The sequence below is a fragment of the Bosea sp. BIWAKO-01 genome, assembly GCF_001748145.1.
Lineage (GTDB): Bacteria > Pseudomonadota > Alphaproteobacteria > Rhizobiales > Beijerinckiaceae > Allobosea.
The window spans coordinates 515,131-532,100 of record NZ_BCQA01000001.1 but is presented as its reverse complement, the minus strand read 5'-3'; the positions used below and the strand labels follow the sequence as shown (position 1 = coordinate 532,100).

Annotated in this window: 19 protein-coding genes and 1 tRNA gene; 11 read left to right on the top strand and 9 right to left on the bottom strand. The window is 65.7% G+C overall.

The window, feature by feature from the left end:
• Positions 1–110: 110 nt before the first annotated feature.
• Positions 111–1,112, bottom strand: coding sequence for a GTP 3',8-cyclase MoaA (moaA, locus tag BIWAKO_RS02440; protein WP_069882098.1), 1,002 nt, complete (start codon positions 1,110–1,112; stop codon positions 111–113).
• Between the two features lie 174 nt (positions 1,113–1,286).
• On the opposite strand from moaA, the gene BIWAKO_RS02435 reads away from it, so the two are divergent.
• Entirely contained in the window at positions 1,287–1,655 is a 369-nt protein-coding gene (locus BIWAKO_RS02435; RefSeq protein WP_069877187.1) for a gamma-butyrobetaine hydroxylase family protein, read from the top strand.
• A 197-nt stretch (positions 1,656–1,852) separates the two neighbouring features.
• On the opposite strand, the gene BIWAKO_RS02430 is transcribed toward BIWAKO_RS02435, so the two are convergent.
• Both BIWAKO_RS02430 and BIWAKO_RS02425 read right to left on the bottom strand, forming a co-directional pair.
• Positions 1,853–2,434 carry a L,D-transpeptidase gene (locus tag BIWAKO_RS02430; RefSeq protein ID WP_069877186.1) on the bottom strand — a complete coding sequence of 194 codons (582 nt, stop codon included), beginning with the start codon at positions 2,432–2,434 and terminating at the stop codon, positions 1,853–1,855.
• 171 nt (positions 2,435–2,605) lie between these two features.
• A complete protein-coding gene (locus BIWAKO_RS02425; RefSeq protein ID WP_084651124.1) occupies positions 2,606–3,601 on the bottom strand; it encodes a transglycosylase SLT domain-containing protein in 996 nt (331 codons plus the stop codon).
• Between the two features lie 117 nt (positions 3,602–3,718).
• Between BIWAKO_RS02425 and BIWAKO_RS02420 the strand changes: the two genes are divergently transcribed.
• From BIWAKO_RS02420 to BIWAKO_RS35200, 3 genes are all read left to right on the top strand, one after another.
• Positions 3,719–3,919: a hypothetical protein gene (locus tag BIWAKO_RS02420; RefSeq protein ID WP_069877185.1), complete on the top strand. Its 201-nt coding sequence runs from the start codon at positions 3,719–3,721 to the stop codon at positions 3,917–3,919.
• Positions 3,920–4,011: 92 nt separating this feature from the next.
• A complete protein-coding gene (locus BIWAKO_RS02415; RefSeq protein WP_069877184.1) occupies positions 4,012–4,227 on the top strand; it encodes a hypothetical protein in 216 nt (71 codons plus the stop codon).
• Positions 4,228–4,312: 85 nt separating this feature from the next.
• Positions 4,313–4,603, top strand: coding sequence for a hypothetical protein (locus BIWAKO_RS35200; RefSeq protein WP_141739955.1), 291 nt, complete (start codon positions 4,313–4,315; stop codon positions 4,601–4,603).
• Between the two features lie 85 nt (positions 4,604–4,688).
• Here the strand turns inward: BIWAKO_RS35200 and BIWAKO_RS02410 are convergent, their stop codons facing one another.
• Entirely contained in the window at positions 4,689–4,991 is a 303-nt protein-coding gene (locus BIWAKO_RS02410; RefSeq protein ID WP_069877183.1) for a hypothetical protein, read from the bottom strand.
• Between the two features lie 365 nt (positions 4,992–5,356).
• Here BIWAKO_RS02410 and BIWAKO_RS02405 point away from each other — a divergent pair.
• Positions 5,357–5,431, top strand: a tRNA-Val gene (locus tag BIWAKO_RS02405).
• Between the two features lie 152 nt (positions 5,432–5,583).
• On the opposite strand, the gene gph is transcribed toward BIWAKO_RS02405, so the two are convergent.
• Positions 5,584–6,285 carry a phosphoglycolate phosphatase gene (gph, locus tag BIWAKO_RS02400; RefSeq protein ID WP_069882096.1) on the bottom strand — a complete coding sequence of 234 codons (702 nt, stop codon included), beginning with the start codon at positions 6,283–6,285 and terminating at the stop codon, positions 5,584–5,586.
• Between the two features lie 131 nt (positions 6,286–6,416).
• On the opposite strand from gph, the gene BIWAKO_RS02395 reads away from it, so the two are divergent.
• The 4 genes from BIWAKO_RS02395 (at position 6,417) to BIWAKO_RS02380 (ending at position 9,811) form a co-directional block, all read left to right on the top strand.
• Positions 6,417–6,821 (top strand): hypothetical protein, encoded by a 405-nt coding sequence (locus BIWAKO_RS02395; protein WP_244523340.1) that lies wholly within the window; start codon positions 6,417–6,419, stop codon positions 6,819–6,821.
• Between the two features lie 108 nt (positions 6,822–6,929).
• On the top strand, positions 6,930–8,381 hold the full coding sequence (locus BIWAKO_RS02390) for an NAD-dependent succinate-semialdehyde dehydrogenase (protein ID WP_084652123.1): 1,452 nt from the start codon (positions 6,930–6,932) through the stop codon (positions 8,379–8,381).
• A 17-nt stretch (positions 8,382–8,398) separates the two neighbouring features.
• Positions 8,399–9,100, top strand: a complete 702-nt coding sequence (gene rpiA / locus BIWAKO_RS02385; RefSeq protein WP_069882094.1) for a ribose-5-phosphate isomerase RpiA — start codon at positions 8,399–8,401, stop codon at positions 9,098–9,100.
• A 186-nt stretch (positions 9,101–9,286) separates the two neighbouring features.
• Positions 9,287–9,811, top strand: coding sequence for a DUF2059 domain-containing protein (locus tag BIWAKO_RS02380; RefSeq protein WP_069882093.1), 525 nt, complete (start codon positions 9,287–9,289; stop codon positions 9,809–9,811).
• A 169-nt stretch (positions 9,812–9,980) separates the two neighbouring features.
• Here BIWAKO_RS02380 and BIWAKO_RS02375 read toward each other — a convergent pair whose 3' ends face one another.
• From BIWAKO_RS02375 to BIWAKO_RS02365, 3 genes are all read right to left on the bottom strand, one after another.
• Positions 9,981–11,480, bottom strand: a complete 1,500-nt coding sequence (locus BIWAKO_RS02375; protein ID WP_069877181.1) for a tripartite tricarboxylate transporter permease — start codon at positions 11,478–11,480, stop codon at positions 9,981–9,983.
• A 12-nt stretch (positions 11,481–11,492) separates the two neighbouring features.
• Complete coding sequence (locus tag BIWAKO_RS02370; protein ID WP_069877180.1) at positions 11,493–11,969, bottom strand: tripartite tricarboxylate transporter TctB family protein; 477 nt, start codon at positions 11,967–11,969, stop codon at positions 11,493–11,495.
• Between the two features lie 136 nt (positions 11,970–12,105).
• On the bottom strand, positions 12,106–13,071 hold the full coding sequence (locus BIWAKO_RS02365) for a Bug family tripartite tricarboxylate transporter substrate binding protein (RefSeq protein WP_069877179.1): 966 nt from the start codon (positions 13,069–13,071) through the stop codon (positions 12,106–12,108).
• Between the two features lie 182 nt (positions 13,072–13,253).
• On the opposite strand from BIWAKO_RS02365, the gene BIWAKO_RS02360 reads away from it, so the two are divergent.
• Positions 13,254–14,543, top strand: a complete 1,290-nt coding sequence (locus BIWAKO_RS02360; protein WP_084651122.1) for an O-antigen ligase family protein — start codon at positions 13,254–13,256, stop codon at positions 14,541–14,543.
• Positions 14,536–15,900, top strand: a complete 1,365-nt coding sequence (gene gor / locus BIWAKO_RS02355; RefSeq protein ID WP_069877177.1) for a glutathione-disulfide reductase — start codon at positions 14,536–14,538, stop codon at positions 15,898–15,900. Before BIWAKO_RS02360 ends, gor begins: the two co-directional genes overlap by 8 nt.
• Before the next feature lie 37 nt (positions 15,901–15,937).
• Here gor and BIWAKO_RS02350 read toward each other — a convergent pair whose 3' ends face one another.
• Positions 15,938–16,969, bottom strand: coding sequence for an alpha/beta hydrolase (locus BIWAKO_RS02350; protein WP_069877176.1), 1,032 nt, complete (start codon positions 16,967–16,969; stop codon positions 15,938–15,940).
• Between the last annotated feature and the right edge of the window lies 1 nt (position 16,970).

The following is a 16,970-nucleotide window of genomic DNA, read 5'->3' as shown; positions in this document are numbered from 1 at the left end:
AGGTGATGCCGTTAGGTCACATAGCGCGCTTCTGCGATATCGTCGGCAGTCGCCAAGTCGCCTCGGGGCGGGCCATCGCCGACAGCTCCGCGAGCCTCGCAGATGGGGCTCTAGCCTCCCGTCACGCTCATATGGCGCCCGACGGCCGGGCGGGCGTGCCTGCGGTCGATGACGAAGTCGTGGCCCTTGGGCTTGCGCGAGATCGCCTCGTCCATGGCGCGGTAGAGCAGAGCATCGTCGCTGGAGGCGCGCACGGCGGCGCGCAGATCGGCGGCGTCCTCCTGGCCAAGGCACATATAGAGCGTGCCGGTGCAGGTCAGGCGCACCCGGTTGCAGCTTTCGCAGAAATTATGTGTCATCGGCGTGATGAAGCCGAGCAGTCCGCCGGTCTCGCGGACCCGGACATAGCGCGCTGGCCCGCCGGTGCGATAGGGGTCGTCGTCGAGCGTATAGCGATCCATCAGCCTCGCGCGGACGATCGAAAGCGGCAGGAACTGGTCGATGCGGCCAGGCTCGATCTCGCCGAGCGGCATCACCTCGATCAAGGTGAGATCCATGCCGAGCCCATGGGCCCATTGCATCAGGCCCTCGATCTCATCTTCATTGACGCCCTTCAGCGCCACCGCATTGATCTTGACTCTGAGCCCGGCCGCCCGCGCAGCCTCGATGCCGCGCTGCACTTTGCCGAGATCGCCCCAGCGCGTGATCGTGCGGAATTTGTCCGGATCGAGCGTGTCGAGCGAAACATTGATGCGCCGCACGCCGCAGGCCGCGAGCTCGCTCGCATAGCGCTCCAGCTGCGAGCCGTTGGTCGTCAGGGTCAACTCATCCAGCGCGCCGCTGGCCAAATGCCGCGAGAGCGAGCGGAACAGGTTCATGATGTCGCGCCGGACCAGCGGCTCGCCGCCGGTGATACGCAACTTGCGGGTGCCGCGCGCCACGAAGGCGGTCGCGACCCGGTCGACCTCTTCCAGCGTCAGCAGATCGCGCTTGGGCAGGAAGGTCATGTCCTCGGACATGCAGTAGACGCAGCGGAAATCGCAGCGATCCGTCACGGAAATGCGCAGATAGCTGATCTCCCGGCCGAACGGATCGATCAGCGGTGGGCGCATCACGGGCTTGTGGGAGTCGATCAGCACTCTGGTTTCGTCTCTACAGCGTTTCCACCATCCGCTGCTCGCACGTGCGTGGTGGCAGCCGCATAGCTATATCACGTTCAGACATTGGCACTGGCGTGCGCGGCGTCAATAGCTGCGATCGTCACATCCCCTTGGTGAAAAACGAATATGTCAGCCTGGCCAACCGAAATCCGCCTCGCCAAGGATCGGCGCACCCTCCACATTGCCTTCGAGGACGGCGCGAGTTTCGCGCTGGCGGCCGAGTTGCTGCGGGTGGAAAGCCCCTCCGCCGAAGTCCAGGGCCATGACCCGAGCCAGAAGAAGACGGTGCCGGGCAAGGCCGAAGTCGAGATCATCGGCGTCGAGCCCGTCGGCCATTACGCCATCAAGCTCTCCTTCGACGACATGCACGATACCGGCATATTTGCCTGGGACTATCTGCGGGAGCTCGGGGAGCATGCACAGGAGAAGACGCAGGCCTATCTCGACGCTCTCTCTGCAAAGGGGCTGTCGCGGGAGCCTGTCAGGCGGAGGTGACCGGCTTCCGATCCGCCCCAGCGCTGCTCTGTGGCCATCGATCGCGCGGATGAGAGGGGGGGCACGGTTTAACGCCGTTTCGGCAGGGTTTCCGGATCGATCGGGGAAGTCAGGACCGATGGCCGGGACGCCGCCGCTCGAACAGCAAAAAAAAGGCCGGCACGAGGCCGGCCTTCCTTATCCAGGGAAATGATCGCTCAGCGGGCGACGACGACCCGGGTGCCGACCCTGGTGCGCTCGTAGAGGTCGATCACATCGTCGTTCAGCATGCGGATGCAGCCCGACGACACGGCCTGGCCAATCGTCTCCGGCTCGTTCGAGCCGTGGATGCGGTACAGTGTCGAGCCGAGATACATGGCGCGGGCGCCCATCGGGTTCTCCGGTCCTCCGGGCATGAAGCGCGGCAGATCGGGGCGCCGCTTCAGCATCTGCGACGGCGGGGTCCAGCTCGGCCACTCCGCCTTGCGGGTAATGGATTGCGAGCCGGCCCAGTCGAAGCCGGGGCGGCCGACGCCGACGCCATAGCGAACGGCCTTGCCCTCGGGCAGCACGAAATAGAGCCGGCGCTCGGTGGTGTTGATCACGATGGTGCCGGGCCGCTGCCTGGTGTCATAGGACACGATCTCGCGGGGAATGGCGGTGGCCTGCGCCTTGGCGGCCTCCGGATTCTGCATCAATGGCTGGCGCGTCAGCGGGTCGATCTCATAGGCATTGGCGGTCGACGCGGCAGCCATCAGGCCCAAGCCTGCGAACATGGCCATTCGGAAAAAGCGGTTCATTGTAACCTCAGGCGTGGATTCGCGCGGACATGAAGTTGACCGGAAAAAGTCAACATCTCCTCAATGTCCTGTCAGACTCACGTATGGCGTGCAATCATTGTGGCATCACATCGGCGCGAGGTGCGGGCTTTCGACCGTCGCGTTGCGCACCTGCAACATAAAATTGGCCACTCAACTCTTGAGCACGACGCAGGCCCCGTTCTGCGCCTGGATGCGACGGCACAGCGCTGTTGCCTCGGTCCGCGTGGCGGCTGGCAGCCGCACCCGGTAGAAGGCGCGCGTCCCGCGGCTGCGCAGCCGCGTGCCGATGATCATCGGTTGCAGCTCGGCAATGATCGTCCGGTGTTTCGCACTGGCCCGCTGGAACGAGGCCAGCGCCCGTGCCTTCGAGAAATTTCCGGCCAATTGCACGCCCCATGGCGCGAAGGGCGCCTCGCGCAGCTCGAACGGCTTGCTTCCGGCACGGATCGCCACAACCGTTGCTGCGCAGAACGATGTTTCGTCCAGTGTCGCGCGCCGGGCGGGGCGGTCGCGCCCGTCGCTATTGGCGGCCGCGCGCGCATCCTCGGCCCAGGTTTCGGCGGCGACGCCAGTGATCGAGAGCACATAATTCTCGGTCTCGAATGGCAGGCTGCCGCGACCGGCGAGCCAGGATGCGACTCGGTTCGGGCCACCATTATAGGCGGCGGCGGCAAGTCCCCAATTGCCGAAGCGCTGGCGCAGCTCCGCCAGGAAATGGGCAGCCTTCGGTACAGCCTGCTCCGGGTCGAACGGGTCGAGCAGACCGCGCTCTCGCGCCGTGCCCGGCATGAACTGCGCCACGCCCTGAGCTCCCGCCGGGCTGGTGACACCCGGGCGAAAACTCGATTCCTGAAAGATCAGCCGGGTGAGGAAAGCGGCCGGAACGCCCTGACCCCGCGCCGCTTCGTCGATCAGCCGGCAGAGGGCCTGGTCGATTCCGGAGGAGACTGGCTCCTCCGGCGCTGCCAAGGCCGGGCACGCGAGCAGCGCGCCTGCGAGACATGTCGTCGACGCCAGATGTCGGTGACGCCGCTGCGCACAGGCCGTTGCCGGGCCGCCAAACCACCGCAACAAGCGCAGCAGGATGTCGGCCGCAGCCTCCAGGGCGTCTGCGATCAGAGTTCGAGGGGCGGGGCGGATCGGCATGGCTCTGTATCGCATGGGCGCACTGATTTGCTCGACACATCCCGCCCGTCTCGGTCACAATCCATCTCGGGTCCGGGCTCTGTGTTTGACCGGACAAGTCTGCGGAAGGGCCTAACGATGTTCAACTGGATCATTCAGGCATTGCTGGCTTTGGCCGGAATCGTCGCCGCTTGGTTCGTTGCTCCCAGCGCTCCCAATTTCGATTTTGTTCAGATGGTGGTCGCGCTTCTCCTGCTGACGGTCTTCGTGGCGCTCGCGGCCTTCTGGCCGGCATTGGCAGCCTGGCGCCGGAGCGGCCGGCCCAAAGATCGGGCATGATCAGGCGGGGCGCCTCTGCTGCCCCGTCGAGGCGGGACTGAAACCAATCGCGCGTTCGCGCGTCGTTGCTTCAGCAACAACCGCGATAGGGAATGCCTGTGTCCGACCCGCGCAAGGGGCCAGTCGATGTCGTCCCAAAGGCGCGCGAGGGCGGTCGCCTGATGCAGGTTTCTGCCGAGGAGCAAGCGCTCGTCAGGCTTTACCGGTCGCTCTCCCCCGAAAACCAGCGAAACGTCATCCGCTATGCCGACGCCGTGCGGGATATCGAGACCATATTCAAGCGCGCCCCTGCAAGGGATTCACACTGACTGCGAAGCCGGCGCAATGGACACGATCCCGCATCGCGGACGCCTGAAAGTCTGAGCAAGCCAATCCGGCGAAGGAGCTCGCTCAATGTCGATCGGGTCGCCTCTGCCTGGTCTTGCTGCGGTTTTCCTTGCCGTTCCGCCACCGCCGCACCGGCTGCAGCCCAGCAACGGACACTCGGCCCGCCGACCGGCTCGGTCCGCATCCAGCAGGACCGGGGCTTATGTCCAGTTACGCGAGGGGTGGGTGCTGGGTGCGCAGGGCAAGGGCAGCGTCTGGCTCCGCAGCGGCAATGGCGTCGCGATGAAGCTGAACGCGCGCCGCCAGGGCCCGCAGCTTGCACTCTGGGCGGACGGCATCCTGATCGGTTTCAAGTGATCCGGGTGGCGAAGGTTGCTGCTCTGACACACCCGGATCTGGCGAGATCGCGAGCCTCGACTCACCCGCGATCTCGCAGAGATTTCTACTGAATGGCGCCGCGCTTGGGGCCGAAACCGTCGAAATAGCAGCGGCAGGGGGCGCCTCTTGGCGATGGCGGAGCCTCGCAGGAGCCGCGGGAGGTGACGCACATGTCGCCATAGCGCGGCTGGCGATAGGGGCGCTCGTAGCCGTAACGTGGCGGCGGGCGGTCATAGTCCCAGCCCCGATCATAGCCGTAGCGTGGCGGCGGGCGGTCATAGGGGTCATAATACTGCGCGTGCGCCGCTGCCGCCGGGATCAGCGCCGAGACCACTGCCGACGTGAGGATCAGTTTTCTGAGCAGCATCGATGGGTCCTCCGATTCGAGGCGTGAATAGCTTGCTGCGGATGAACGGAACGTGACCCGCTCTGTTCCCTCCAGCGCCAAATCCCTCCAGCGCCAAAGGCGTGGCTTCCCCGCGGCAACGGATAGGCGCGGCGTGAGCGGCAGGTGACGTCCGTGCTCTGCGGCCGGCGGTCCGCGCCAGCGGAGGCAGCGGGCCGGATTCGCCGCAATGTCGCGTTGTGCGTCGTTGCCGCCTGATGAGCGCGGGGAGAGCCTCCAACAGCGCTGCGGCTGCATCGCTGCGGAGATTTCCCCGGCTGCGTGCGGAGTTGGCGGAACTGCGCCTTGACGGCGCATGTGTCCGCGACTAGGAGAAGCGCCGGTCCGGGCGGCTAGCTCAGCGGTAGAGCACTCCCTTCACACGGGAGGGGTCACAGGTTCGATCCCTGTGCCGCCCACCATCATTCCCGCATATCGCATCAACTGCCTCAAGTCGCCCGAAACGCGATGAAGCAATTCGCTGCAAGGGCGCGCGGTCCTGCGCGAGCGAGGACTGCAGAATACCTGCCGACCGGGGCCGCAATGGCACCGATCAGCGAGATTAGGGTGGTCGCTATTTCATGGCTGCGCTGAGCGCGGGTACCGGCTCCAGCATCTGCCGTACGGCTCCGTGCAACTCGTCGAAATGCTGGATCACGAGATCGGGCTCGAGCTCCTCGATCGGGACGTCGGTATAACCGAAGGGGACGCAGATCGACGGGATCCCGGCGGCGCGCGCAGTGGCGATGTCGGTCAGCGAATCGCCGATCATCACGGCGCGCCTGGGGTCGCCGCCGGCGGCTTCGATCGTCAGCGTCAAATGGCGGGGGTCCGGCTTGTGGAAGGCGAAGCTGTCGCGCCCGGCGACGGCCGCAAAATGCCCGCTGATGCCGAAATGCTCGAGGATCAGGCGCGTGTGCAGGATCGGCTTGTTGGTGCAGACGGCGAGCGCATATCCGTCCTCCGCCAGGGCCTGCATGGCAGCAACGACGCCGTCATAGAGATAGCTGTTCGAGGCGACGTCCTGGGCGTAGATTCGCAAGAAATCCTGGAACAGCCGCTCCAGAGTCTCTTCGTCGAGCGGCCGTCCGGAGACGCGGAACCCGCGTTCGATCAGGGCGCGGGCGCCGGCGCCGACGAGTTCACGCGCGCGTTCCAGGGGCAGGGGCGAAAGCTTTTCCTGCTCGAGAATGACATTGAGCGTGCGCATGATATCGGGCGCGGTCTCGGCGAGGGTGCCGTCGAGATCGAAGACGACGATGGGGAGCAAGCTCATGGGCGGGGTTCCGGTGCGCAGGTGCTTTGGGCCTCTAAAGGCGGTCTGGTCCGGTTTGGCAAGCGAGCCGCGCCGGATCGTCATCTTGGCAGGCAGCAACGGTGCTATCTTTGCCGTGATTCGCGTGAAGGATGGCAGTGGTGTCTGAATATCTTGAAAACGCCGGCGTCCGCCGGTCGGTGCTCGGAGCGCTGCTGGCGCTCGGCACCTGCATCGTGCCGCATGTCTCCGCTCAGGCCGCGCCCTTCGAGTTTGCGCCTGCACCGCAGACGGATCTCAACCGTGTCTACAGGGTCGATCGCGCCACAGGCGAGGTCGGCGCCTGCCAGTTCCAGCTCAAGGAAGGCGGCGTCGGCGTCACGGTCTGCTTCCCGGCGGGGGAGGGGGCCGGCCCGCAGGCGCCGAGCGACTACCTGCTGATGCCGTCGCGCCACGAGCGCGAAGGCGGCATCTTCCGCGTCAATGTTCGCACTGGCGAGATGAGCATCTGCTACGTCTTCGACGACAAGGTGGTCTGTACGCCGCAGACGAAATAGCCCCGTCCTGCGCTTCGAGCACCTGCAGCATGCGGCATTTTGAATCGGCGCGACGCGATCGCTCGTGCTAGAGGCCCGGGCATGTCCGCAATCGCGTCGAGGCCCGCCATGCTGAAGCTGAATGATCCTTCGCTCCTGAAATCGCAGTGCTATGTCGACGGCGCCTGGATCGGCGTGGGCGTTGATGCTGTCGACAATCCCGCGACCGGCGAGCTGCTGGCCAAGGTGCCGCGCTTCGGCGCCGATGAGACCACCGCTGCGGTCGAAGCCGCCTCGCGCGCGTTCAAGCCCTGGGCGAAGAAGAGCGCCAAGGAACGCTCGGTGATCCTGCGCAAATGGTTCGACCTGATCATGGCGAACCAGGAGGACCTGGCGCAGATCATGACCGCCGAGCAGGGCAAGCCGCTGAGCGAGGCGCGCGGCGAGGTCGCCTATGCCGCCTCCTTCGTCGAGTTCTACGCGGAAGAGGCCAAGCGCATCTATGGCGAGACGATTCCCTCGCCTTTCCCGAATTCGCGCATCATCGTCCAGAAGCAGCCGGTCGGCGTCTGTGCCGCGATCACGCCCTGGAATTTCCCGGCCGCGATGATCACGCGCAAATGCGCTCCCGGCCTCGCCGCCGGCTGTACCTTCGTGGTCAAGCCGGCGCCGGATACGCCGCTGACGGCGCTGGCTCTGGTCGAACTGGCCGAGCGGGCCGGTTTCCCCAAGGGCGTCATCAATCTCGTCACCGGCGATGCGCAGGCCATCGGCGGCGTCATGACCTCGCACCCGGCCGTGCGCTTCATCGGCTTCACCGGCTCGACGCCGGTCGGCAAGCTCCTGATGCAGCAGGCCGCTTCAACCGTGAAGAAGGTCGGTCTCGAACTCGGTGGCAATGCGCCCTTCATCGTCTTTGACGATGCCGACCTCGACGCTGCCGTTCAGGGCGCGATCATCGCCAAGTACCGCAACATGGGTCAGACCTGCGTCTGCACGAACCGGCTCTTCGTGCAGGACGGCATCCATGACGATTTCGTCGCGAAATTCGCCGGCGAAGTCGCAAAGATGAAGGTCGGCAACGGCGCCGAAATCGGCGTCGTGCAGGGGCCGCTGATCAATGAGCGCGCGGTCGAGAAGGTCGAGCGTCATGTCGCCGATGCCGTCGCCAATGGAGCGAAGGTCGTGGTCGGCGGCAAGCGCCATGCGCTCGGGCGCACCTTCTTCGAGCCGACCGTGCTCGCCGGCGTCACCACGACGATGCTGGTGACGCGCGAGGAAACCTTTGGCCCACTCGCCCCGGTCTATCGCTTCACCAGCGAGGACGAGGTCGTGGCCATGGCCAATGACACGCCCTTCGGGCTCGCCGCCTATTTCTACACCCGGGATCTCGGTCGCGCCTTCCGCGTCGCCGAGGAGCTCGAATACGGCATGGTCGGCATCAACTCCGCCATCCTCGGCACCGAGGTCGCGCCCTTCGGCGGGGTCAAGGAATCCGGCCTCGGCCGCGAGGGCTCCCTTCACGGCATGGATGAGTTCGTCGAGATCAAGTACATGCTCCTCGGCGGGCTGGGCGCGTGACAGGTCAGGACAAGCTCATGAGCCCCGACGATCTCAAGAAACAGGCGGCAGCGCGCGCGCTCGAGCTGGTTCGCCCGGGCATGAGGCTCGGTCTCGGCACGGGCTCGACGGCGAAGCATTTCGTCGACCTGCTCGGCGCTCGCGTCGCAGCGGGGCTGGACGTGCTCTGCGTCGCGACCTCCGAGGCGACGCAGGCCCAGGCCCTGGCGCTGGCCATCCCGATGTCGACGCTCGATCAGACGCCGGAGCTCGACCTGACGGTGGATGGCGCCGACGAGGTCGATCCGCAGCTGCGCCTGATCAAGGGTGGCGGTGCGGCGCATCTGCGCGAGAAGATCGTCGCGGTGGCCTCAAAACGTATGGTCGTCATCGCCGACGACACCAAGCTGGTCGCGACGCTCGGGCGTTTCCCGCTGCCGATCGAGGTCGTGCCCTTCGGGCTAGAGGCGACGCGTCGCGCCGTGGCGTCCGCGATCGCGGCATCGGGGGCGGCAGGCGAGATCAAGCTTCGGCTGCGCCCGGACGGCTCGACGCTGGTCACCGATGGCGGCCATTTCATCCTTGATGCGCATCTCGGGCGCATCGAACAGCCCGAGGCGCTCGGCGCCGCCTTGAACGCCGTTCCGGGCGTGGTCGAGCACGGGCTCTTCCTCGGTGTTGCCTCCTGCGCCATCCTCGCCAGCAGTTCGGGCCTGAAGATTCTCGGCACGATCGAATGATTCCATTCCGGTGCAATCCGCGCTAAGGAGACGCGCACCACGCCGCCCGGAACCGGACGGATACGTCACAACGCCGATCGCGGCGATACCGAAACCGCCGGGCCGACCGGCTCGCTTGCCGAAGGGCGAGGCGAGGGTCATGCCCGGGCTGTGTGAGTTAGCCTGATAATGAAGGGGCCCAACGCAATGTTCCGTCACCACCTCGCCGGCGTGGCCGTCGGTCTGGCGCTTGTTTTCGCCGTGCCTGCGCAGGCTCAGGCTCCGGCTGCGACCCCGGCGCCGGCCTCCTCGGTGACGCCTTCACATCTGCAGGCTGGCCGCGATGTCGTCATCTCCTCGGGCATCGCCCAGTCCTTCGAGTCGATTTATGGCGAGTTCCGCGATCGCGTCCGTCAGATCGTGGGCACTACCCGTCCGGAGATCCAGAAGGATCTGAATGAGGTGATTGAATCTCTGAAGCCGGAATCCGATCAGAAGGTCGCAGAGATGATCACCGCAGCGGGCGAGATCTTCGCGAAGAAGATGACCGAGTCCGACCTCAAGGAGGTCGCGGCCTTCTTCAAGTCGCCGGTCGGACTACGCTACAACGCCTTCCGTCCGCAGGCGATCGACGAGATCTTTGTCGTGCTGCAGCCCTGGACCCTGCAGACCAGCAACTTCCTGTTCGATCGGTTCAGCCAGGATATGCGCAAGCGCGGCCACCAGCTCTAAACAGCCGACACAAACAGTCCAAAGAGAAGGCCGCCGGTGGTGAACCGGCGGCCTTTTTGCTTTGCGAGGCGGGGTGGGTGTTGTCGGTTCACCCCCGCGCTCCGCATCCGCCTCGATCGTCTGCACGGGGCGTCCGCTGGTGCGCCCGGCGCGATGTTCAGGTCGGTGCCTAGTCTTCCGAGGCCTTGAACCTGTTCAGCCCGCTCATCACGAAGGGCGCGACGAGCCCGATGAAGGCCAGGCCGAGCAGGATCGCGGAGCCAGGATTCTCCAGCAGGATCATCGGATCGCCGAGGCTGATCTGGAGCGCGCGACGCAACTGCGCCTCCGCCATCGGGCCGAGGATGAGCCCGACCACCATGGGCGCGACCGGATAGTCGTAGCGGCGCATCAGGAAGCCGAGGAAGCCGAAGACGAAGAGCATCGAGAGTTCGACCACCGAGGCCTTGACCGCCAGCGTGCCCATCGCCGCGAAGACCAGGATGCCGGCATAGAGCCAAGGCTGGGGGATTGCGAGCAGCCTGACCCAGAGCCCGATCAGCGGCAGGTTGATGATCACCAGCATCGTATTGGCGATGAAGAGCGAGGCGATCAGACCCCAGACGAGATCGGGGCGCTCGGCGAAGAGCAGTGGGCCGGGATTGAGCCCGTATTGCTGGAAGCCGGCCAGCATGATCGCGGCCGTCGCCGAGGTCGGCAGGCCGAGCGTCAGCAGTGGCACCAGCGTGCCGGCCGCCGAGGCATTGTTGGCTGCTTCCGGGCCGGCGACGCCTTCAATGGCGCCCTTGCCGAACTCATCGGGATATTTGCAGAGCTTCTTCTCGGTCGAATAGGACAGGAAGGTCGGCACCTCGGCGCCGCCCGCCGGCAGGGCACCGATCGGGAAGCCGAAGGCGGTGCCGCGCAGCCATGGCGCCCAGGAGCGCTTCCAGTCCTCCTTGGTCATCCATAGCGAGCCCTTGATCGGGACGATCTCCTCCGGGTCGCGGAAGCGCTTGGAGGCGACATAGAGCGCCTCGCCGACTGCAAACAGGCCGACGGCCAGCGTCGTCACCTCGACGCCGTCGAGCAACTCCGGCACGCCGAAGGTCAGGCGCGCCTGCCCGGTCAGGCGGTCGATGCCGATCAGGCCGAGCGTGACGCCGATCGCGAGGCTGGTGATTCCACGCAAGGGCGAATCGCCGAAGGTCGCCGATACCGTGACGAAGGCGAGGATCATCAGCGCGAAATAGTCCCACGGCCCGAACTTGACCGCGACCTCCACCAGCCATGGCGCGAGGAAGGCGAGGCCCAGCGTCGCGATGGTGCCGGCGACGAACGAGCCGATCGCGGAGGTTGCGAGTGCCGGGCCGCCGCGGCCGGCCTTGGCCATCTTGGAGCCTTCGAGCGCGGTTGCGAGCGAGGCACTCTCACCTGGCGCGTTGATCAGGATCGCAGTGGTCGAACCGCCATACATGCCGCCGTAATAGATGCCGGCGAACATGATCAGCGAGCCGGCGGGATCGAGCTTGAAGGTCACCGGCAGGAGCAGCGCCACCGTCAGTGCCGGGCCGATACCCGGCAGGACGCCGACTGCGGTGCCGAGGAAGACGCCGACCAGCGCGAAGAGCAGCTTCGACGGCTCGATCGCGACGGAGAAGCCGTGCATCAGGGCGTTGAATGTGTCCATTGTCCCGGCTCCTCAGAACAGCTTTTCAAGCGGGCCGGACGGCAGCGTCAGCTGCAGCAGCTTGGAGAACATCAGGAAGATGGCGAGTCCGAGCACCAGGCCGATGCCGAAATCGACGGCCAGTGCCTGACGGCCGAAGGAACGCGCGGTTGCGGAGAAGACGATGGCCGTCGCAATGATGAAGCCGCCGCCGAGCCCGATGCAGGCGATCAGGCCGATCAATCCGCCCGTCAGCCAAAGCACCGCAGTGCGGTCGACCGGCTCGGGCTTGGGCAGGCCATCGCGGAACGCGACGACGAGATGACACAGGCCGAGCACGCCAAGGACTGCGCTGACCACATAGGGCATCGCCGTCGGGCCGACGCCATAGGTCGAGACGATCGTCTGCGATTTCGCGTCATAGGCAACGAGAGCCGCCGCGATCAGCAGCAGAGCTGCGACGACGAGGGCGGGGATGTCGGCGCCCTTGGCCGAGGAGGTGGAGGCCATGTCGTTCCTTACCTGGTTTGATGCGGACCAGAACCGGTGCGCCCAGCTGGTGGCGAAGCGGCGTCTGCCAGGAGATAATGGGCGGGCGGTGATGTCACCGCCCGCCCACGCCTAGGTTCGTCAGTTGTCGGTTGCCTTACTTCACAAGGCCGACGTCACGAAGGACTTTGCCGACGCGGGTATCTTCGGATTTCAGGAAGGCTTCGAATTCGGCGCCGCCGAGATAGGCGTCATCCCAGCCGCGAGCCTTGAGGATCTCGGCCCATTCCTTCGACTTGGTCATCTTCTCGATGGCATCGGCCAGCACCTTGCGCTGCTCGGCGGTGATGCCAGGAGCGGCGACGACCGAACGCCAGTTCAGCACCTCAAGATTGACGCCGCCCTCCTTCAGGGTCGGGGCATCGGGGGCGTTGGGGAGGCGGGTGCCGGAACTCACGCCGACGACGCGCAGCTTGCCTGCCTTGATCTGCCCCTCGAACTCACCATAGCCCGAGATGCCGGCCGTGACACGTCCGCCGAGCAGCGCGGCCAGGGCCTCGCCACCGCCGGAGAACGGAATGTAGTTGATCTTGGTGGCATCGCCGCCGACAGCGCCGGCGAAGAGGGCAGCCATGATGTGGTCGACGCCGCCGGCCGAGCCGCCAGCCCAGGTCACCTTGGCCGGGTCGGCCTTGACGCGGTCAGCAAGGTCCTTGGCGGTCTTGATCGGCGAATCCGCGGGAACCACGATGACCTGAGCCTCGGCGGTCAGGCGAGCGATCGGCGTCACCTGGCTGAGATTGACCGGCGACTTGTTCAGCAGGATGGCGCCGACCATGACGAAGCCGTTGACCATCAGCTGCGAGCCGTCGCCCTTGGCACCGTTCACGAACTGCGCAAGGCCGATCGTGCCGCCCGCGCCGTTGACGTTGTTGACCTGCACGCTCTTGGCGATGCCGGACGCGGTCAGCGCCTGCTGCATCGAACGGGCGGTTCCGTCCCACCCACCGCCCGGCGCGGCCGGAGCCATGATCTTGAGTTCGAGCTGCGCAAATGCGGCAGTCGTCAGGCCAGCGAGCGCCAGAGCCGTCACGGCTCCACGAGACAGAATGGATTTGAGCATGTTGTTCCTCCGCTTGCGGATTCCCGCACTGTTTTGGTGTCAGCGCACCGCGAGTGACACTTTGACGCTCCGCCGGTCAATTGCGCCTGATTGCATAATCTCAAGTCAAGGTCTTTCGCGCATCAATGCGCGCGGGCCGGCAGAATTCGCGCTAGGCGGGCTTGGTGCGATCGCGTAATCGCATGTCCATGAGCCTGAACCTCAACTCACCGGGGGGCGACCGCATGATGATCGCCGCCCCTTCTTCGTCGCGCCAGGCCGTTCGACTCGTTGCGCTCGGCGGCATCCTGATGGTGGCGTTGCCGCTCGCCATGTGGGCGGCGAACCGGTCCGCGCCGCTGATGTTGGGGCTGTCTGCGGCGGCGTTCCTGGCCGCTGCTGTGGCCAGCGGTGATGCCGGCGCCCTGCTGCGCCGAATGCTTGCAGGCTTGCGAAGCCCAATCGGCCTCATTCTGACGGCGTTCCTTGGCTGGGCTCTGATCTCTCTGCTCTGGACGCATCGGCCGGCATTCGGTTTCGCTGCCTGGGTCGAACTATTGCTGCCGCTTGGTTTCGCGCTGGTGATTGCGGCGAGCGCCAGCTTCAGGCCGAAGCAGGCGCTGGTGCGGGCTTTGGCCATGTGCCTGATATTGGCCTCGGCCCTGATCTGGTTCGAGGTGCAGAGCGGCCTTGCACTGCGCACTGCGCTCGGCGTCGGCAAGCAGGCGAGCTTCATCTTCAACCGGCCGGTCATTGCCTGCCTGGTGCTTCTGGCACCTGTCGCCCACTTGCTCTGGAACGGCTCATCCAAGCCCGTCGCTGATCGCCTCCTCGCAGCGGCAACCGCTGTCGCGGTGTCCGGCATCATTCTCTACGCGGAGAGCGGCGCCGCGAAACTGGGATTGGGCATTCTGATCCTCGCCTGGCTGCTGGCCCGTCTGCTTCCACGTCTGACACTGGCCGCGACGGCGCTTGGCTTTGCGGCGACGCTGGTGCTCGCACCGGTGATCGGACCATTGGCCGACCGGGCTCTGCCACCCGTGCTCTACGAGCAGACAGCCGATGCCCATTCGCGTGACCGGGTCGAGATCTGGCTCAGCTTCGGCGAGGCGATCGCGGCCCGCCCGTTCTTCGGCTCGGGCTTCGGCTCGTCTTCGGCCCTGCAGACGAACCCGGTCGCAGAACAGGTCTCGCCGCAACATCGCTGGCTTCTGGCGGTCGGCCATCCGCATAGCGCGCCGATTCAGCTCTGGACGGAAACCGGGATCGTCGGCGCCGCATTGCTGCTGGTCGCGGGTCTGCTTTTCCTCCGGAGGCTTGGCGCCTTGAGCGCGCGCGAACTCGCCCCGCGACTTGCGCTTTTCGCGTCCGCCTTCGTCATGGCATCGGTCGGACATGGCGCCTGGCAGGGTTGGTGGATCGCGGTCCTCGCTGCCGCCGCCCTTTGGTTCGAGTCGGGCCGAAATCTCGGCCGAGGAGCAGAGCATGGCTGATTTCGATGTCGACCTTTTCGTGATCGGTGCAGGCTCCGGCGGTACGCGCGCAGCGCGGATCTCGGCCGGGCACGGGGCGCGCGTCATGATCGCCGAGGAAGACCGCATCGGCGGTACCTGCGTCGTTCGGGGCTGTGTCCCGAAGAAGCTCTTCGTCTATGCCAGCCGCTTTGCCGACGAGTTCGAGGATGCTGCCGGATTCGGCTGGACACTCGACAAGCCAAGCTTCGACTGGCCGACCTTGCGGGATGCCGTTGCCAATGAAGTGACCCGACTCTCCGGCCTTTACCGCAAGGGGCTCGAAGACGCCAAGGTCGCGATCCGCGAAGAGCGCGCCGTGGTCGAAGGGCCGAACACCGTGCGCCTGCTGAAATCCGGCGAGACCGTCCGGGCCCGGCACATTCTCGTCGCGACCGGAGGCTACCCGGCCTTCGATCCGCCGATCCCGGGCGGCGAATTCGGCATCAGCTCGAACGAGATCTTTCATCTTCCGAGCCTGCCGCGGCGCATGCTGGTGGTGGGCGGCGGTTATATCGCGCTCGAATTCGCCAGCGTGTTCCGCCGTCTCGGTGTCGAGGTGACGGTGCTGCACCGCGGCGACAATGTCCTGCGCGGTTTCGAGGAGGATCTGCGCGTGCGTCTCCGCGATGCGCTTGTCCATGCGGGCATTACGTTGCGGCTGGGCTGCACCATCGACCGCATCGAACAATTGGCCGATGGCACGCGCCGCGCCCATTGCGCCACGGGCGAGCCGATCGATGCGGACGTCGTTCTCGTGGCGACCGGCCGTCGTCCCAATACGGTGGGGCTCGGCCTGGAGTCCGTCGGCGTCAAGCTCGGGCCCATCGGTCAGGTCATGGTCGATGCGAATTCGGCCTCGAGCGTGCCGTCGATCCACGCGGTCGGCGATGTCACCAACCGTGTCAATCTCACGCCCGTCGCCATTCGCGAGGGCCACGCCTTCGCCGACTCGACCTTTGGCGGAAAGCCCTGGGCGATGGACCATCACGTGGTGGCCTCGGCAGTGTTCACCACGCCGGAGATCGGAACGGTCGGCCTGAGCGAGCACCAGGCGATCGCCGCTGGTTACGAACTGCGTGTCTTCGAGGCCGGCTTCCGGCCGATGAAGGCGACGATCTCGGGCCGCCAAGAGCGCATCTACATGAAGCTTGTGGTCGACGCGAAGACGGACCGGATGCTCGGCGTCCATATCATCGGCCATGACGCAGGCGAGATCATCCAGGCGGTGGCGATTGCCGTGACCATGGGCGCGACCAAGGCCGATTTCGACCGCACCATCGCGCTGCACCCGAGCGCGGCGGAGGAACTCGTAACCATGCGCACGGCACGCCAGTGAGCAGCAAGGCGGCGCCCCTTCGGGCGCCGCGCCCGCGTCACTTGGTCAGTCCCTTCCGGACGAGCCAATCCTGGACGACCTGCGCCACCTCGAGATTGTTCTTGTCCATCATCAGCATGTGGGAGTTGCCCTTGATGCCGATGCTGGGAAGGTTGATGACGTCGACCGAGCCGCCTGCCGCCTTGATCTTGTCGCCGAACTCGGTGCCGTTCTTGCGGATCGTCGGCCAGCGCGCATCCTGCTCGATGTAATCGCCGTAGATCATCAGCACGGGGATGTTCTTGAGGACATCGGCCTTGGCCGGGTCTCCGAGGCCTGCCGGTTCCACGGCGACCAGAGCCTTGACCTTGTCGGGGCGGGCCTGGGCGACCTTGAATCCGAACTGGCCGGCCTGGCTGTGGAACACGATCACACAGGGGCAGACCTTGTCGACCTCGGCAAGATAGGCGTCGATGATCATCTGGTCCGTCGACGTCCAGCGCGGTACGATCTGCTTGACGAAATTGTCGTAACCATCGGGCGGGAACTGGCTGCCGGCCAGGAATGTCCGCTTGGCCGGGTCCTTATCATAGGCATTGGCGCCAGCGCCGATACGGAAGCGCTCGAACGGGTTCGCGGTGGTCAGGAAGACCGGCTCGCCGGGGATGACGTCGGGATACATGGCCCAGCCGGCACGGCCGCGCTCGACGGCATCGGAATTATAGACTGCCCAGCCTTTGCGCAGGAAGTATTCGAGCCAGCCTTGCCGTCCATCCGGCGTGCTCTCCCAGTTCACGCCGGTCATGCCGCCGCCATGCCAGAACAGCAGCGGCGCTGCACCGCGCTCGTTCTGCGGCAGGAAATACTGCACATACATCTGGCCGGTCTGGTAGGTGCCGTTGGGGTCGACCTTGGCCGGTACCCCGCCTGGAGTGAAGGTTACCTCCTTCACTGGGCGACCCGAGATCTCGACCAGCTTGCCGCCGACATGGAACGAGCCCATGCCGCGAAGCGCAAGGGGCTCCTCGGCACGTGCAGCCCATGCTGCCGCCACCATGAAAGCAGCAACCGCGAACGCGCGAATAACCATG

Bases quoted from the DNA above. Each gene is read 5' to 3' on its own strand.
- moaA (WP_069882098.1), bottom strand. From the start codon at position 1,112: ATGCGCCCACCGCTGATCGATCCGTTCGGCCGGGAGATCAGCTATCTG.
- BIWAKO_RS02435 (WP_069877187.1), top strand. From the start codon at position 1,287: ATGTCAGCCTGGCCAACCGAAATCCGCCTCGCCAAGGATCGGCGCACC.
- BIWAKO_RS02430 (WP_069877186.1), bottom strand. From the start codon at position 2,434: ATGAACCGCTTTTTCCGAATGGCCATGTTCGCAGGCTTGGGCCTGATG.
- BIWAKO_RS02425 (WP_084651124.1), bottom strand. From the start codon at position 3,601: ATGCCGATCCGCCCCGCCCCTCGAACTCTGATCGCAGACGCCCTGGAG.
- BIWAKO_RS02420 (WP_069877185.1), top strand. From the start codon at position 3,719: ATGTTCAACTGGATCATTCAGGCATTGCTGGCTTTGGCCGGAATCGTC.
- BIWAKO_RS02415 (WP_069877184.1), top strand. From the start codon at position 4,012: ATGCCTGTGTCCGACCCGCGCAAGGGGCCAGTCGATGTCGTCCCAAAG.
- BIWAKO_RS35200 (WP_141739955.1), top strand. From the start codon at position 4,313: ATGTCGATCGGGTCGCCTCTGCCTGGTCTTGCTGCGGTTTTCCTTGCC.
- BIWAKO_RS02410 (WP_069877183.1), bottom strand. From the start codon at position 4,991: ATGCTGCTCAGAAAACTGATCCTCACGTCGGCAGTGGTCTCGGCGCTG.
- gph (WP_069882096.1), bottom strand. From the start codon at position 6,285: ATGAGCTTGCTCCCCATCGTCGTCTTCGATCTCGACGGCACCCTCGCC.
- BIWAKO_RS02395 (WP_244523340.1), top strand. From the start codon at position 6,417: ATGGCAGTGGTGTCTGAATATCTTGAAAACGCCGGCGTCCGCCGGTCG.
- BIWAKO_RS02390 (WP_084652123.1), top strand. From the start codon at position 6,930: ATGCTGAAGCTGAATGATCCTTCGCTCCTGAAATCGCAGTGCTATGTC.
- rpiA (WP_069882094.1), top strand. From the start codon at position 8,399: ATGAGCCCCGACGATCTCAAGAAACAGGCGGCAGCGCGCGCGCTCGAG.
- BIWAKO_RS02380 (WP_069882093.1), top strand. From the start codon at position 9,287: ATGTTCCGTCACCACCTCGCCGGCGTGGCCGTCGGTCTGGCGCTTGTT.
- BIWAKO_RS02375 (WP_069877181.1), bottom strand. From the start codon at position 11,480: ATGGACACATTCAACGCCCTGATGCACGGCTTCTCCGTCGCGATCGAG.
- BIWAKO_RS02370 (WP_069877180.1), bottom strand. From the start codon at position 11,969: ATGGCCTCCACCTCCTCGGCCAAGGGCGCCGACATCCCCGCCCTCGTC.
- BIWAKO_RS02365 (WP_069877179.1), bottom strand. From the start codon at position 13,071: ATGCTCAAATCCATTCTGTCTCGTGGAGCCGTGACGGCTCTGGCGCTC.
- BIWAKO_RS02360 (WP_084651122.1), top strand. From the start codon at position 13,254: ATGTCCATGAGCCTGAACCTCAACTCACCGGGGGGCGACCGCATGATG.
- gor (WP_069877177.1), top strand. From the start codon at position 14,536: ATGGCTGATTTCGATGTCGACCTTTTCGTGATCGGTGCAGGCTCCGGC.
- BIWAKO_RS02350 (WP_069877176.1), bottom strand. From the start codon at position 16,969: ATGGTTATTCGCGCGTTCGCGGTTGCTGCTTTCATGGTGGCGGCAGCA.